This is a genomic window from Novosphingobium sp. TK46, assembly GCF_055361525.1.
This window is the reverse complement of sequence record NZ_CM143963.1, coordinates 2,186,319-2,200,363: the sequence shown is the minus strand read 5'-3', so window position 1 is coordinate 2,200,363 and position 14,045 is coordinate 2,186,319. Positions and strand designations below refer to the sequence as shown.

Genomic DNA, 14,045 nt, shown 5'->3' with positions numbered 1-14,045 from the left:
CCCTGCCGCAGCCTCAGCCGCGGCCCTTGGCGAGACGCATCACGTACCCGATGATCTCCGCCACCGCCTTGTAGTGCTCGGTCGGAATGGGGCGGTCGATCTCGGCCGAGGCGAACAGCGCGCGCGCAAGTGGCGGGCTTTCGACGATCGGCACCTTCGCTTCGGTCGCCAGCTCGCGGATCCTCATCGCGACCGCGTCGACGCCCTTGGCGACGACGACCGGCGCGGCCATCTTGCCGTGATCGTATTTCAGCGCGATCGCGTAGTGGGTGGGATTGGTGATGATCACGCTCGCGGTCGGGACCGAAGACATCATCCGCCGCCGCGACCGCTCCATGCCGATGGCACGGATGCGCGCTTTCACATGGGGATCGCCGTCGGAATCCTTGTGCTCGTCCTTCACCTCCTGAAGCGACATGCGCATGCGCGACATATACGTGCGGCGCTGATAGACCCAATCGAACAGCGCCAGCGCGCCGACCAGCAGCGCCACCGCTTTCAGCATTGCCATCACCAGCGCGCCGGCGGCGCGGGCAACGTCGCCGGGCTCCATGCCGATCAGTTCGTCCAGCGCGACCGCGTGCGGCCAGATCACGACGATGGTGACGGTGGCCACGAGGATGAACTTCGCCAGCGTCTTGGCGAATTCGATCAGGCCCCGCATGCCGAACATCCGACCGAGGCCGGCCGCAGGCGAGAGCTTGGACCATTGCGGCTTAAGCCGCGTCCAAGCGAGCGTCGGCCGCCCCTGGGTGAACAGGATCAGCAGCGCGAAGGCAAGCAATGCCCCCAGCATCGGACCGAGTGTGCTGCCGAGATCCGCGAACAAGCCGGTGGCGAAAGCCTGCGCGCCATCGGCTTCGAGCCGGATATCGTCGGCGCCCCCCCACAGCCTCACGAACGTATGCGCCAACGTGCCGAACGTACTGACGCCAAGACTGCCGCAAACGAAGATGATGCCGGCGAACATCACCGCATGGCGCACTTCCTGGGCGACCATGACGTCACCCTGCTTGCGCGCATCGTCGAGCTTCTTCTGTGTCGGCTCCTGGGTCTTCTGATCCTTGTCCGGTCCTTCTGACATCGGTTCAGACCCAGCCGCTCTGGACCCACTCGCCCATGGCGGTGGCGAAAGTGTTGATCATGGTGCCAAGGATGATTCCGAACAGCGCCAGACCCAGCAGGATGTTCAGGGGCTGGGCGATGAAGAAGACCTGGATCGTGGGCGCGAGCCGCGCCGACAGGCCAAGCGCGACGTTGAAGACGATACCATAGACCAACAGCGGCGCCGCCAGGCTGACCGCAAGGCTGGTCGACTTGCCGATCGTGGCGATCGCCAGTGCGGCGAAATCGCCGAGGTTTGGCACGACACCGACGGGAAACAGCACATACGACCGCATAAGCGCGCCGATCCACAGATGATGGAGGCCAAGCGAGAAGCAGACCAGCGTGGCCGCCAGCACCACCAGCTTGGTCAACACCGGCGTCTGTCCGCCAAGCGCCGGGTCGAACACCAGCGCGGAAGAAAGGCCGATCTGCGTACTCGCGATCGAGGCGGCCATGCCCACCGCGTGAAACATCAGGCGCACGATCGTCCCCAAGGCCAGACCCACAGCCAGCTCGATCAGCAGAATGCCGGTCAGTGCGTTCTGATCCTCGGCGGCGGGCAGCACGGTCGCGGACAGCATGCCCCATAGGCCGACGCTGAGGGCGAAGGCGATGAGCAGCCTGATCCGGCCCGGCACCGCTTCGTCCGAAAACATCGGCAGCAGCATCAGCATCGCCCCGACGCGCGCAAACAGGATAAGGAATGCGCTGGCTTGAAGCGGCAGATCCGACATCGTGTTCAGCCGCCGACGACGTGCGCGGCGATTTCGGCCATGAAATCGGACAAGGCGCGGCCGGTCATCGGCAGCGTCACCAGCATCACGACGCCTAGCACCAGCATCTTGGGAACGAACGTCAGCGTCATTTCCTGGATCTGGGTGAGCGCCTGAAACAGCCCGATCACCACACCGACGATCAGGGACGCGATCAGCATCGGCCCCGCGATGGTCAGCACCAGCATCAGCGCGGACTTGGCCAGCGCCAGCGTATCGGCGGGATCCATCGGACTAGATCTGCATGCGCATGATTTCGCCATAGGCGTTGACCACCCGGTCTCGCACGGCGACGACGGTATCGAGCGCCGTCTCGGCCGCACCGATAGCGGTGACGACATCGATCAGGTCGCCCTTGCCGGCAACCTGCTTCGCACTGGCCTGTTCGGCGGTGCGCATCGTGTGTGTGGCGTCGCTGACCATGTCTTCGATCATGCTACCGAACGAGCCGGCGCCCCCGGCCCCGCCAAGCGACGGCGGAGTGGCGATCTTGGTCGAACTGCCTGTGCCCAGGACGCGGCCATAGGCCGCGGCTGCATCGAGTGCGCCGATGGTCATATCGTATTCCTTAGATGTTGAAAGCGAGTGCTTACTTGAGCAGGTCGATCGTCCGCATCGTCATCGCTCGCGCTGCCTGGATGGCGTTGATGTTCGCTTCGTACGAACGCTGCGCGGCGTGCATGTCGGCCGTTTCGATCAGATTGTTAACGTTGGGCATCGAAACATAGCCCTTGGCGTCGGCAGCGGGGTGCCCGGGCTGATAGACGCGCTGGAACGCCGAACTGTCGGTGGTGATCCCGCGCACGCGCACGCCGGTGCCGCCGGCGGAACCATCGCCAGCAGCAGCGGCGCCGGACCCGCCGTCCAGAACGGGCTCGAATGTCACCACGCGTCGACGATAGGGATTGCCCCCCGGCGTACTGGCGACGGATTGCTCGTTCGCGAGATTTTCGGCGATCACGCGCATGCGCAGCGACTGAGCGCGCAGGCCCGACGCCGAAATCTCAACTGAGCTACTGGGGTCCATCTTCATCTCCGGCTCGGCGATCGTTGCCTCCACTCTCTTGTAGGCAGAATTTGCCTAGTTGGTCCGATCGGCCGGAAATTTACTCCTATAAGTCTCCTCGTAAGGAGATGCGTTCGTGCTTGAAGATGTTCCTGTCCAGATGTCGGTGGTGCTGGGTTCGACCCAGCTGCCGATCCGCCAGATCCTGAGAATGGGCCGAGGCGCGCTGATCCCGCTGGACTGCGGCTATGACGACCCGACCGAGATCTACGTCAACGACAAGCTGATCGCGAGCGGGAAGATCCACGTTTCGGGCGATCGCATGTCGATCGAGATCACCGAAGTCATGCGGCGGGGACGCTAGGCGATGGACACCTATTCGCTGATGCGCATGCTGGGCGCGCTCGCCACGGTGCTGGGCATCCTGGCCGGTGCCTTGTGGATCGTGCGCCGCTTCGGCATTCGCCTGCCGGGCCGCGTCGCCACCGGCGGCCTGCGCCGGCTCGACCTGATCGAGCGTACCGCGCTCGACAGTCGCCGCAGCGTCGCGCTGATCCGGCGCGACGGGCGCGAACACCTGATCCTGCTCGCCCCCGAAGGCAATGTCGTGATCGAAGCGGCGATCGTGCGCGACGAGATCGACCATGGGGCCGAGCTCGAGCGCCTCGAAGCACAGCGCCAGGCATCCGAAGCGTCGAAGGAACAAGCCGAAGCGCTACGCGAATCCTTCGTGGCCATGGTCGACAAGGCGCGCACCGGGGTCAGGGATCATCTCGAGTTCGCCCAACCCATGTTCGAGCAGGCCAAGGCGCGGATGCAACCCGCCTTCCAGCACGTAACCGCGCGCGCGGTCGGAGGCCTTCGTGGTTAAACTTTTTCGCATCGGCGCCGTCATAGCCGCACTGGCCGTACCGACCACCGCGTTCGCGCAGGCCGCCACGGTGAACCTTGGCGATCCTTCGCTGACGGGCCGGGCCGTGCAGCTGGTGCTCATGCTCACGGTGCTGAGCCTTGCCCCCGGTATCCTGATGACGGTGACGTGCTTCACCCGGATCGTGGTCGCGCTGTCGCTGCTGCGCACCGGCATCGGCGCTCCGGGCGTGCCGCCAAACCCGGTGATGATCAGCCTCGCGTTGTTCCTGTCGTTCTTCGTCATGGCGCCGACGTTCGAGCAAGCCTGGACCCAGGGCATCAATCCGTACACCGAAGGCCGTCTGACCGAGCAGCAGGCTTTCGATCGCACCGCCGAGCCGTTCCGGGTCTTCATGCTGAAGCAGGTGCGCGACGATGACCTGCGGCTGTTTACCGAACTTTCGAAAAAGCCCCCGGTGCCCCGCATGCAGACCCCCCTACCCACGCTGGTGCCCGCCTTCATGATTTCGGAACTGCGCCGCGCGTTCGAGATCGGCTTTCTGCTGCTGTTGCCGTTCCTGGTCATCGATCTTGCGGTGTCCGCGGTGCTGATGGCGATGGGCATGATGATGCTGCCGCCGCCGACGATATCGTTGCCGATGAAGATCATCTTCTTCGTGCTGGTCGACGGGTGGTCGCTCGTTTCCGGTTCGCTGGTGCGCAGCTTCACCGGCTGAACCCCGCCGCCGCAAGGGGCCACCGTGCTTCGTCGCCCGGCCCCGCCTGTCCCCCCTGGTCCTCGGCCCACTCGGCCAGCAGGTCGAACGGCAGCGGCTCGTAGAACCCCAGCCCCGCCACCGCGTCCTTGAGCCAGCGCACTGCGCCGCTCTTTGGCGGCAGTCCCGGAACGAGCATGATCAGCCGCTCGTCCGGCGTCGGGCGAAACGGCAGTTGAAGGCACGCACCGCCCTGCGAGATGTCGAGCAATCGCACCTGATGGGGCACCCCGCGTGCGACGATCTCGATGGTACGATGTGCCGCCAGCCGAGGGCCGCGTGGTGCGCGCACGCGCGACAGACGACCTTGCGCCGGTTGCGGGGCAAGCGTAGCCTCCACATCGATCGGCGTCTGAAAGGCCAGCCCGGCCAGCCCATCGCGCGTCCAGGCGACCCTGGCCGCGATCTCGCCACCAAAGCGCATGGCCACCCGCACCATCTGGTTCACCACGATCAGCGCGCGCGTCTCGATCATCATGCCGGTCGCAGAGATGTTGCGGACCCGGCACAGGCTCTCACGCTCCTGCTGGATCAGCTTGCCCGTGATCAGCAAAGTCATCTTGCGCGGGGCGCGGTCCTTGAAGGTCGAACTGTCCCTGCCCCCTGAATCGACGGAGCGCTCTTGCGGCCTGGGTAGCGCGGTCATGATGGTATGCCCTCGGGTTGGGTCATGCGGGATCGGCCTGGGTGATCGCCGCGTGGCGCACGATGTTCTCGCCGAACGCTTCCGGGGCGGCCGCCATGACGACTTTGCGGAACTGCTCGACATCGGGAAGCATCCCGTCCCTGCCGCTTGCCAAGGGGCTGCGATAGGTTCTGAGATTGATTGCATGCAGCAGCAGCGGCATCCGGGCGGTGACGAACTCCACCTCGTCGGCGGGCACCTCCAGCTGGATCTGGAACGACACGTAGCCGGAAAGCCGGCCGTCCGGCAGCACCAGCGGCGCAAGCACGGCGCCGGTCGGCACGAACGCGTTCTCGGTCGCCTCGCGAGGGTGGGGCTTACCCAGCAACGCGGCCGTCGCGTAAGCCGCCCCGCCGCCGGCTGCGAGCCCCAGGATGACGACGGCAATAATGGACAGGACTTTTTTCATGACATCAGAACTTGAAGCTTACGTCGGACGGCAGCGACGCCGGGTCGGCCAGCACGACCACGGTGATGCGACGGTTCTCGGGCCGATCGGGTTGATCGGGATAGACCGGGCGGGAAGCGCCCATCGCCACGACTTCGGTGAAACGATCCTGCGGAACGCCGCCGGCGACCAGCGCCATGCGCGCCGCCTGAGCGCGATCGCCGGACAATCGCCAATTCTCGTCCGGCTGACCGGCCGCGTCGGTGTGTCCTTCGATGGCGATCTGGAAACCGGCCGGCGCGATCCGCGCCGCGACCTTGGCGAGCAGGGTCTGGCCATAGCCGTTGAGTTCGGCGGTGCCGCTGCGAAACATCGATTGATGATCGGTATCCATCAGGCTGACGCGCACGCCTTCGCGGCTTGGCTGCACCTCCACGTCCTGCTGCGTGTCGCTGGATTCGGCATCGAGCGCCACGCGTAGTTCCTCGGCCAGTACGCGCATCGACGGATCGGGGATATTGGCGGTGCCGCCACGCGCGGTTCCGACCGTGGCGGATTCCATGGACGGCTGCCCGAACGAGGTGGTGTTGTCCGCCTGCGCCTTGCGGGTACGCCCGCCCTGACCCTTGGTGTCGCCCGGCGACATCCCCGACATCGACGACGTTCCGGGAGGCGATGGCGTGAAGTATTCGGCCAGCCCGCGCAGGCGCTCCTTGTCCGGGTTCGCGATCAGCCAGAGCAGCATGAAGAACGCCATCATCGCCGTCACAAAGTCGGCATAGGCGACCTTCCAGGCTCCGCCATGGTGCGCCGGGGCCATTTTCTTGACACGCTTGATAATGATCGGGCGCTCGTTCGCGCCGGAATCGGAGGCCACGTCAGGCGGTTCCCAAGGCGGTTCGCAGGCGGTCCTGAACCAGGCTCAATCGCACCCGGCCGACGGCTTCCATCGTCCCCGTGCCATTGGCGACGCAATCCAGCAGCTCGGCGGCCTCCTGCGATCGCTGGACCAGCAGGTCGAAGGTCTGCAGCTGCTCGGTGTACGTGCAGGCGAGATACTCGTCGCATGCCAGGACGTCGGCGAGTGACTCGATGAGCGCGCGGATGTCGCGGATCTCCTGCGCGACCGCAGTGCAAAGAGTTATGGCTAGGTCGTCGATCATGGGCATCCGAGGTGTCCGATACAGGCAAGAATGGCGGTGGTCAGAACAGCTCCAGTTCGCCGACGCTTTCCAGCGGGCGGCGGACAGGGGCAGCGGCGACGACATCGGGAGCGTTCGCGACCCGATTGCAGCGAGAGCGTCCCTCGAAAGGCTGGAACTCGACGCGGCGGGCGGAATTGCCGCCCAGATCGACATGCGCGATGGCGATGCCTTCCGCCTGCACGAAGCGGCGGGCGAAGTCGGCATTGCTGGATCCGATCCCGCCAAGGCCGGCGATCATGTTGGCGCCACCATACAAGTGCGCGCGCAGCCGGTTGCGGGCCCCGCCAAGCTTCATCATCTCGTTGATGAGAAGCTCCATCGCGTGGATGCCGTAGTTCAGCAGGTTATGCTGTGCGACGCGATGATCGGGCTCGCCCAGCAGGAAGTGGTTCATGCCTCCCACCTTGGCGACGCTGTCCTGCAGGCACACGGCGACGCATGAGCCCAGCACTGTCGAGATGGTGACGCCGGGCCGTGCGACGACGGCATGCTCACCCTGAACTATCGAGATCCGCTCCATCACCCGCGCTCAGGTCAATTCGCCGAAGACGCGCTCGATCTTCTCCTTGAGCGCGACGGGGGCGAAGGGCTTCACCAGGTAGTTGTTGACGCCCAGCGCGGCGGCCTTTTGCACGATCTCGCGATCGGACGAGCCGGTCAGCATGATGAAGACCGTCTTGCCGATCACGGTATCCTTGCGCACTTCCTCCAGGAATTGCAGGCCGTCCATGTCCGGCATGTTGAAATCCGAAATGATCAGGTGGACGCGATCGGAACGCACGGCGGACAACGCCTCTTGTGCGCAGCCCTTGTCGCGCACGTCGGCGAAGCCGAAGTCCTGAAGCGCGCGCCGGATCATGGCGCGCATGCTGGCCTGATCGTCGACCACCATGACCTTGATTGCAGCTGCTGCTGGCATTGCTTCCTACCTCAAGTACGGCATGCCGCGAGGATCGCCTCGGGCATTGCAGACAGACTGAATTGATGCTCGACCGCCTCCATCTGGAAAGCGGCTCGGGGCATGCCATAGACCACGCAGGTCTCCTGGTTCTGGCCCAGCGTGCGCGCACCGGATCCGCGCATCGCCAGCAGACCTTCGGCACCGTCGGCACCCATGCCCGTCAGGATGACACCGACGGCGCCCGAACCCAGACGAGCGACCGATTTGAACAGCATATCGACCGAGGGGCGGTGTCCGCTCATCGGGTCGGCGGCGCGCAATCGGATCCTCGGCTGACCGGGGCTGAGCGTCATGTGCCGCTCTCCCCCTGGTGCGATATAGACGGTTCCACGCTCGATCGGCGTGCCATCGACCGCTTCCACCACCGTCACCGCGCAAACGGAGTTCAGGCGTGCCGCGAAACCAGCCGTGAAGCCTGCGGGCATATGTTGAACGATCAGGACGGGCGGGCAGTCCGCCGGAAGCCCCGCGATCAGCGAGAACAAGGCTTCCACGCCGCCGGTTGAGGCGCCGATCGCGATCACGACGTCGCGAAACGACGATCCGGGAGCCGCCGCCCGCGCCGGTGCCAGCGCTCCGCTCTGGCGCACCTGACTGCGGGCCGCCGCCTTCACGGTGGCGCGCAGATGATCGGCGTTTCGTGCCAGTTCGATCGCATTGCCGCTGGGCTTGGCGATGCAATCGACAGCACCCAGGCGCAGCGCCTCGATCGTGACTTCGGTGCCACGCGTGGTCAGCGTCGAGCACATGACGACGGGCATCGGCCGCAGCCGCATGATCTTTTCGAGGAACGACAGGCCATCCATGCCCGGCATTTCCACGTCAAGGGTCACGACGTCGGGATTGAGCTCCTTGATCATCACCCTCGCCGCGTGCGGCTCGGGCGCGAGGCCGACGACCTCGATCTCGGGATCGGCCGCGAGAATCCGGTTAAGGGCCATGCGCATGCTCGCGCTGTCATCGACGACTACGACCCGCACAGGGTTCGTCATCGGGTTCCTCCACTCTTCTGGTAAATGGTCTGGCCAACAGGCTTCATGCCCAGCTTGCCCGGAGCGATCAGGCGCTCCGAATGACCGATGTAAAGAAAACCGCCGGGCGCCAATCGTTCGACCAGCTTCTCTTCCAGTTCCGCCTTGGCCGCATCGTCGAAGTAGATCATCGCGTTGCGGCAGAAGATGGCATCGTAGAGCTGGCGCATCGGCCACGGTTCGAACAGATTGAGCGTGCGCGCCGTCACCAGCGCCCTCGCCTCTTCCGCCATCTGGAACCCGGTGGCATGCGGACGCAGCCAGGTGGAGCGATAGGGCTCAGGGATGGATTCGCGCGCCGATTCGCCATAGACCCCGCGAAGCGCCGCCTCGACCACGGGCGTCGAGATGTCGGTCGCCAACAGCCTGACATCCGCGTTTTTGAGCCAGGTCGCGGCGGTGCGGTCGCGCCCGAGCAGGCACATCGCGATCGTATAGACCTCTTCGCCGGACGAGCAGGCGGCCGACCAGATCCGCAGCGGCTGCGCCTTCGCCCGTTCCTTGAGCTGCGGCATCAGCACGCTGCGCAGGTGATCGAAATGATGCGATTCGCGGAAGAAGTGCGTGTGGTTGGTGGTGAGCGCGATGACCATCGCCTTGCGCTCCACCGCATCCCGGTCGACCAGCGCCAGGTATTCGCGAAACGTCGCCAGGTTGTTCTCGCGCAGCCGCCTGCTGAGACGCGAATGGACAAGGGTCCGCTTCGCATCGGTCAAGTGGATACGCGCCTCTCGCTGCATGATCGCGACGATGCCGGCGAACTCGGCAGCACCGAGCTGGGCCTCGCCGGGTACGACCGGAGGTTGCACAAGAGTGGAGAGGTTGCTCACGCGGCGAGCTCCATGTGCCGGGTGACGCTCAGGGCTTCCTGGTCGAGCAGCAGCACCATCGTCGCGACTTGCTCGCCCTGGTTCTCCTGCGCACGCGCGGCGACCTGCACCAGACCGGCGATGACGTTGCTGTCGTCGATGTCGATTTCGGGCGCGGGTTTGATCTCGCTGTCGTTGATGGGAACGATATCGGCCACTTCATCCACGAGGAAACCGGCCTGCTTGCCACCGACGCTGACCACCAGAATGCAAGAGCGGGCATGGGGAACGCTAGGCGCCCAGCCGAGCCGCTCCGCCAGATCGACGATCGGGATCACGGTCCCGCGCAGGTTCGCCACGCCCTTGATGTACGAGGGGACACGCGGCAACGGCGTCGGTTCTTCCCACTCGCGGATCTCGATAAGCGCGCGCATATCGATGCCGAAGGTCTTTTCTCCGAGCGAGAAGGTGACGATCTTCCGCTCCGCGCCGTCGCTGGTGGAGGTCATGCTGCGAGTCCTTTGAGGGTGTGCTTGGGGGCTGAAGGTGCGGGCGACGAGACGATCGCCTCGAGGTCGAGGATCAGCGCGATGGAGCCGTCACCCAGGATGGTGGCGCCGCCAAGTCCGCGGATCGGGTGGAGATTCTGATCGAGGCTCTTGATCACGACCTCGCGGCGGTCGTCGATGGTGTCGACCATCAGCCCGACAAGGCCGGTGCTGTCGCTTTCGACGACGATGACCAGGGACTCCTCGGGCTTGTGCGCCTCGCCGTCCTTGAGGCCGAAGAAGTCGGTCAGGCGCTTTACGGGCAGATAGTTGCCGCGAAGTTCCATCACCTCGGTGGTCGGCGAGACGGTCTGCACCTGGCCCGGTTCGGGGCGGACGGATTCGACCACGCTTGCCAGCGGCAGCACGAAGCGCTGGTTCGCCAGCCGGACCACCATCCCATCGAGGATCGCCAGCGTCAGCGGCAGGATCATAGTGAAGGTCGTGCCCTCGCCAGGCACCGACTGGATCTCCACCCGGCCACCCAGCGCTTCCACGTTGGAGCGAACGACGTCCATGCCGACGCCGCGCCCGGAGATGTTCGAGATCGTTTCGGCTGTCGAGAAGCCCGGCGCGCAGATCAGCTGATCGATCTCTTCATCGGACAGCACGGCATCGGCCGGGATGATGCCCTTTTCGACCGCCTTGGCGCGTACGCGCTCGCGGTTTATACCCCGTCCGTCGTCACGCACACGCACCAGGATGCGCGCGCCCTTCTGCTCGGCCGACAATCGCAGGCGTCCTTCGGCAGGCTTGCCCAGGGCGATGCGCTCCGCCGGCAACTCGATACCATGGTCGACGGCGTTGCGGATCATGTGGGTCAGCGGATCGCCGATCTTCTCGATCACGCTCTTGTCGACTTCGGTCGTCTCGCCCTCGACGTCGAGGATCACCTGCTTGCCCGTTTCAGACGAAAGCTCGCGCAGCATGCGCGGCACGCGGCTGAAAGCCTGCTTGATCGGCTGTGCGCGCAGCGACATGACGCTGTCCTGGATCTGGCGCGTCAGCCGCGAAAGCTGGGGCAACTCCACGCGCTCCTGATCCGCCGGCGAAAGCCGGTCGGCCAGGATCGAACCACGGATCACCAGTTCGCCAACCAGGTTCAGCAACTGATCGAGCTTGGGCAGGTCGACGCGGATGGTCTGCGAGCCCTGTTCGGTCGGCTTCTCGCCCTTCGGCACTGCCGGCGCGGCGACGTCGGCAGGCTTGCTTTCGACAAGCGTCAGCACGGGCGGCGCGACTACCGGAGCGACGTCCTCGATGATTGCGGTGATCGGCTGGAAGTCGAAATCATCCAGGGAAACATCCGCGGCCACGGGGGTGGCCGTCGATACCGGCGAGGGTGCAGGTGCCGTCTCGACCCGAGCGATCTCGACAAGCGAGTCCGGGGCGATGAAATCGAAGCACTCGCTGATTTCGCCCTCCTCGACCGTACCCGGCACCGAGATGGACCAGACGAAGTAGCTTTCCTCGGGATCGACCTCGCGCAAGGACGGCAACGCGGAACTGTCGATGCCGACGACCGTGCCGCCCAGCCGCTCGATCTCGCGGACCACCAGCAAGGGCTCGCCGCCGTTCGCCAGCGCCCCGCGCGATGGCCCGAAACGCACCAGCCAGTCGGCCGGGATCGCGGAGGAACCGTCCAGATCGTCGAGCGCCACCGCCACTGGCTCGAAACCGAACGGATCGAATTCCTCGACCATCGCGGTGACAGGCGTGAACCCGAAATCGTCCTCTGCCGGGGCGGCAGGAGCGGCGCTGGCGGGCGCGGCGCTTGGGGCGGGCGCGGCGCTTGGGGCGGAAGCGGCCGCGCCATCGACGCAAGCCCCCTTGGTGGTCAGGATCTCGTCGAGCTTCACCAGCATCGCGTCATCCGCCGGAGGGGACGACTGCTCCTGGGCTGCGGTGACGTGGTCGGAGAGGATGTCGAACGCGGCCAGCATGACCTTGACGACGCCCGGGCTGGCCGCGATGCGACCGGCGCGCACTTCGTCCAGCACGTTTTCGAAACGATGCGAGAAGGCCAGCAAGGCGGCATGGCCGAACGCACCCGATCCGCCCTTGATCGAGTGGACCGCACGAAACACGCCCGCGATCGTCTGGGCGGAGGTGTCACCGTCGGCCATCGCCGACAGGCCGGATTCCGCAGCGACAAGTCCTTCGACGCACTCTTCGAAGAATATCGCCTGGATCTCGTCGAGTTCGTCGCTCACGGGCAGACGCGGCGGATCGCCGTTCCCAGCTTGTTCGCATCGAACGGCTTGGTGATCCAGCCAGTAGCGCCGGCCGAGCGGGCGCGTGCTTTCTTGTCATCCGAGAACTCGGTCGAGAGAACCAGGATGGGCACGCCCCGGAAATGGGGCACCGAACGCACCGCCTCGATCAGCTCGAAGCCGTCCATCTTGGGCATGTTGATATCGGTGATCAGGAGATCTGGCTTGACCTCGTGCATCCTCTCCAGTCCGTGAGCGCCGTCATTGGCACTCTCGATCGTGAAGCCTTGCGCAGTCAGCGACGCCTTCAACAGCATTCGCATGCTGGCCGAATCGTCGACCGTTAGGATCAACTTGCTCACGAGCGGTCCTTTCCGTTTTCGAGACCAAGCACTTCTGCCAGGCCACATCCTGCGACGCGGTCCTGAAAGGCGGCGCTGGGATTGATGATTTCAAAATCGAGAGACTTGGCGTCCGCCTCGATGCGCGCGGCGAGCAGCAATTGCAGCACGCACTGGCCGACACTTTCGACTTGCGACGCATCGATGCGGATCTGGTCGTCGAAGTCGGCTGCGAGTACCAGACGGACCTTGACGTCCTCTGCACTCACGGTGTTGCCGTTGACGGGGAGGCAAAGCGACCGGTCTTCGGCCGGCTCAGCCACGGATAGCGGAGAGTTCATCTTTTGCCTCGTCGAGAGCGGTCTCGAGTTGTTGGAATGAAGGGGCGTGAATGGTCGGCGTCATACGCCGGGCAATCTCCACCGCGACCTGGATGGGAGCGCCCTGAGCGTAGGCGACGATCGCGGTCTTCACGATCGCGAAGGGTTTGGCGTCGTCCTCGACGATGCCCAGAAGTTTCGAGGCGATCGGGGCGACGACACAGTAGGCGAGCAGAACGCCGAGGAAGGTTCCGACCAGTGCACCGCCGATCATGGCGCCCAGAACTTCCGTAGGCTGATCGATCGACCCCATGGTCTTGATGACACCCAGAACCGCGGCGACGATGCCCAGCGCCGGGAGGCCATCGGCCATCGTCTGCAGGGCGTGCTGCGGTGCCAGCTCCTCATGATGATGCTTTTCGATGTCGGCTTCCATCGCCGCTTCGAGCTGATGCGGATCCTCGAAGTTGACGGTCATCATCCGCAAGTAATCGCAGATGAACTCGATGAGATGATGATCGGCGAGCAGTCGCGGGTAGCGCGAAAACAGCGAGCTTTGTTCGGGTTTGTCGAGATGCGGCTCGATCACCGTGGCCCCGCCCTTCTTGAAGGTCGAAAGCAGGCCGAACAACAGCGTGAGCAGATCGCGATAGTCGCTTTCAAGCCACCGACCGCCCTTGAAGGCGAGCTTGATGCCGGCGCCGACCTTCTTCACCATCGCCATGGAGTTGCCGACGATGAACGCGCCGACCGCCGCGCCGCCGATCGCCATCATTTCATGCGGCAGCGCCTCAAGAATAATGCCGACCTTGCCGCCCGCCATGACGAAGCTGCCGAATACGCAACCCAGAATTATAAGAAAGCCGATGCCGTTGATCATTACCTGTCCAGCCCTCGATCGGGAATACTTCAGGTTATAGGACGAAAACGGGAAGGCAGGCGGCGAGCATCGACTTTTCCATCGAACCTCGCATGGCTTTCATGGATATCGACGACATCCGATCACGAACGCCGCCAATTCGTCTAAATT

21 protein-coding genes are annotated in these 14,045 nt (G+C 64.7%); 3 read left to right on the top strand and 18 right to left on the bottom strand.

The window, feature by feature from the left end; all coding sequences use genetic code 11:
• Nucleotides 1–13: 13 nt before the first annotated feature.
• The 5 genes from flhB to flgC are packed head-to-tail and all read right to left on the bottom strand — an operon-like array spanning nt 14 to nt 2,907.
• A complete protein-coding gene (gene flhB / locus ACXJ1Z_RS10585) occupies nt 14–1,084 on the bottom strand; it encodes a flagellar biosynthesis protein FlhB (protein ID WP_463776543.1) in 1,071 nt (356 codons plus the stop codon).
• A gap of 4 nt (nt 1,085–1,088) precedes the next feature.
• Complete coding sequence (gene fliR / locus ACXJ1Z_RS10580) at nt 1,089–1,841, bottom strand: flagellar biosynthetic protein FliR (RefSeq protein ID WP_463776542.1); 753 nt, start codon at nt 1,839–1,841, stop codon at nt 1,089–1,091.
• Between the two features lie 5 nt (nt 1,842–1,846).
• Nucleotides 1,847–2,110, bottom strand: coding sequence for a flagellar biosynthesis protein FliQ (gene fliQ / locus ACXJ1Z_RS10575; protein WP_463776541.1), 264 nt, complete (start codon nt 2,108–2,110; stop codon nt 1,847–1,849).
• A gap of 4 nt (nt 2,111–2,114) precedes the next feature.
• Nucleotides 2,115–2,438, bottom strand: coding sequence for a flagellar hook-basal body complex protein FliE (fliE, locus tag ACXJ1Z_RS10570; protein ID WP_463776539.1), 324 nt, complete (start codon nt 2,436–2,438; stop codon nt 2,115–2,117).
• Between the two features lie 31 nt (nt 2,439–2,469).
• Complete coding sequence (flgC, locus tag ACXJ1Z_RS10565; RefSeq protein ID WP_463776538.1) at nt 2,470–2,907, bottom strand: flagellar basal body rod protein FlgC; 438 nt, start codon at nt 2,905–2,907, stop codon at nt 2,470–2,472.
• A gap of 115 nt (nt 2,908–3,022) precedes the next feature.
• Here flgC and ACXJ1Z_RS10560 point away from each other — a divergent pair, with 115 nt between their 5' ends.
• The 3 genes from ACXJ1Z_RS10560 to fliP are packed head-to-tail and all read left to right on the top strand — an operon-like array spanning nt 3,023 to nt 4,475.
• Nucleotides 3,023–3,250 (top strand): FliM/FliN family flagellar motor switch protein, encoded by a 228-nt coding sequence (locus ACXJ1Z_RS10560; RefSeq protein WP_463776537.1) that lies wholly within the window; start codon nt 3,023–3,025, stop codon nt 3,248–3,250.
• A gap of 3 nt (nt 3,251–3,253) precedes the next feature.
• Nucleotides 3,254–3,757, top strand: coding sequence for a FliO/MopB family protein (locus ACXJ1Z_RS10555; protein WP_463776536.1), 504 nt, complete (start codon nt 3,254–3,256; stop codon nt 3,755–3,757).
• Entirely contained in the window at nt 3,750–4,475 is a 726-nt protein-coding gene (fliP, locus tag ACXJ1Z_RS10550; RefSeq protein ID WP_463776534.1) for a flagellar type III secretion system pore protein FliP, read from the top strand. The genes ACXJ1Z_RS10555 and fliP overlap by 8 nt, the downstream gene beginning before the upstream one ends.
• Here fliP and ACXJ1Z_RS10545 read toward each other — a convergent pair.
• From ACXJ1Z_RS10545 to motA, 13 genes are read right to left on the bottom strand one after another with little or no spacing between them, the layout of a single operon-like run.
• On the bottom strand, nt 4,465–5,160 hold the full coding sequence (locus ACXJ1Z_RS10545; protein ID WP_463776533.1) for a PilZ domain-containing protein: 696 nt from the start codon (nt 5,158–5,160) through the stop codon (nt 4,465–4,467). The two genes, fliP and ACXJ1Z_RS10545, sit on opposite strands and share 11 nt — an antisense overlap.
• Before the next feature lie 22 nt (nt 5,161–5,182).
• Entirely contained in the window at nt 5,183–5,608 is a 426-nt protein-coding gene (locus tag ACXJ1Z_RS10540) for a hypothetical protein (protein WP_463776532.1), read from the bottom strand.
• Between the two features lie 4 nt (nt 5,609–5,612).
• On the bottom strand, nt 5,613–6,464 hold the full coding sequence (locus tag ACXJ1Z_RS10535; RefSeq protein WP_463776531.1) for a flagellar motor protein MotB: 852 nt from the start codon (nt 6,462–6,464) through the stop codon (nt 5,613–5,615).
• A gap of 1 nt (nt 6,465) precedes the next feature.
• The gene (locus tag ACXJ1Z_RS10530; RefSeq protein ID WP_463776529.1) at nt 6,466–6,750 is read right to left on the bottom strand and encodes a hypothetical protein; all 285 of its coding nucleotides are present in this window, start codon (nt 6,748–6,750) and stop codon (nt 6,466–6,468) included.
• Between the two features lie 40 nt (nt 6,751–6,790).
• Nucleotides 6,791–7,312, bottom strand: coding sequence for a chemotaxis protein CheD (locus ACXJ1Z_RS10525; RefSeq protein ID WP_463776528.1), 522 nt, complete (start codon nt 7,310–7,312; stop codon nt 6,791–6,793).
• Between the two features lie 9 nt (nt 7,313–7,321).
• On the bottom strand, nt 7,322–7,711 hold the full coding sequence (locus ACXJ1Z_RS10520) for a response regulator (RefSeq protein ID WP_463776527.1): 390 nt from the start codon (nt 7,709–7,711) through the stop codon (nt 7,322–7,324).
• Between the two features lie 11 nt (nt 7,712–7,722).
• Nucleotides 7,723–8,745 (bottom strand): protein-glutamate methylesterase/protein-glutamine glutaminase, encoded by a 1,023-nt coding sequence (locus tag ACXJ1Z_RS10515; RefSeq protein WP_463776525.1) that lies wholly within the window; start codon nt 8,743–8,745, stop codon nt 7,723–7,725.
• On the bottom strand, nt 8,742–9,614 hold the full coding sequence (locus tag ACXJ1Z_RS10510; RefSeq protein ID WP_463776524.1) for a CheR family methyltransferase: 873 nt from the start codon (nt 9,612–9,614) through the stop codon (nt 8,742–8,744). The genes ACXJ1Z_RS10515 and ACXJ1Z_RS10510 overlap by 4 nt, the downstream gene beginning before the upstream one ends.
• Nucleotides 9,611–10,102 carry a chemotaxis protein CheW gene (locus ACXJ1Z_RS10505; RefSeq protein WP_463776522.1) on the bottom strand — a complete coding sequence of 164 codons (492 nt, stop codon included), beginning with the start codon at nt 10,100–10,102 and terminating at the stop codon, nt 9,611–9,613. Before ACXJ1Z_RS10505 ends, ACXJ1Z_RS10510 begins: the two co-directional genes overlap by 4 nt.
• Nucleotides 10,099–12,354, bottom strand: coding sequence for a chemotaxis protein CheA (locus tag ACXJ1Z_RS10500; RefSeq protein WP_463776521.1), 2,256 nt, complete (start codon nt 12,352–12,354; stop codon nt 10,099–10,101). Before ACXJ1Z_RS10500 ends, ACXJ1Z_RS10505 begins: the two co-directional genes overlap by 4 nt.
• Nucleotides 12,351–12,716: a response regulator gene (locus ACXJ1Z_RS10495; RefSeq protein WP_463776519.1), complete on the bottom strand. Its 366-nt coding sequence runs from the start codon at nt 12,714–12,716 to the stop codon at nt 12,351–12,353. Before ACXJ1Z_RS10495 ends, ACXJ1Z_RS10500 begins: the two co-directional genes overlap by 4 nt.
• Complete coding sequence (locus tag ACXJ1Z_RS10490) at nt 12,713–13,018, bottom strand: STAS domain-containing protein (protein WP_463776518.1); 306 nt, start codon at nt 13,016–13,018, stop codon at nt 12,713–12,715. Before ACXJ1Z_RS10490 ends, ACXJ1Z_RS10495 begins: the two co-directional genes overlap by 4 nt.
• On the bottom strand, nt 13,011–13,895 hold the full coding sequence (motA, locus tag ACXJ1Z_RS10485) for a flagellar motor stator protein MotA (protein ID WP_463776516.1): 885 nt from the start codon (nt 13,893–13,895) through the stop codon (nt 13,011–13,013). The genes ACXJ1Z_RS10490 and motA overlap by 8 nt, the downstream gene beginning before the upstream one ends.
• Nucleotides 13,896–14,045 lie beyond the last annotated feature (150 nt).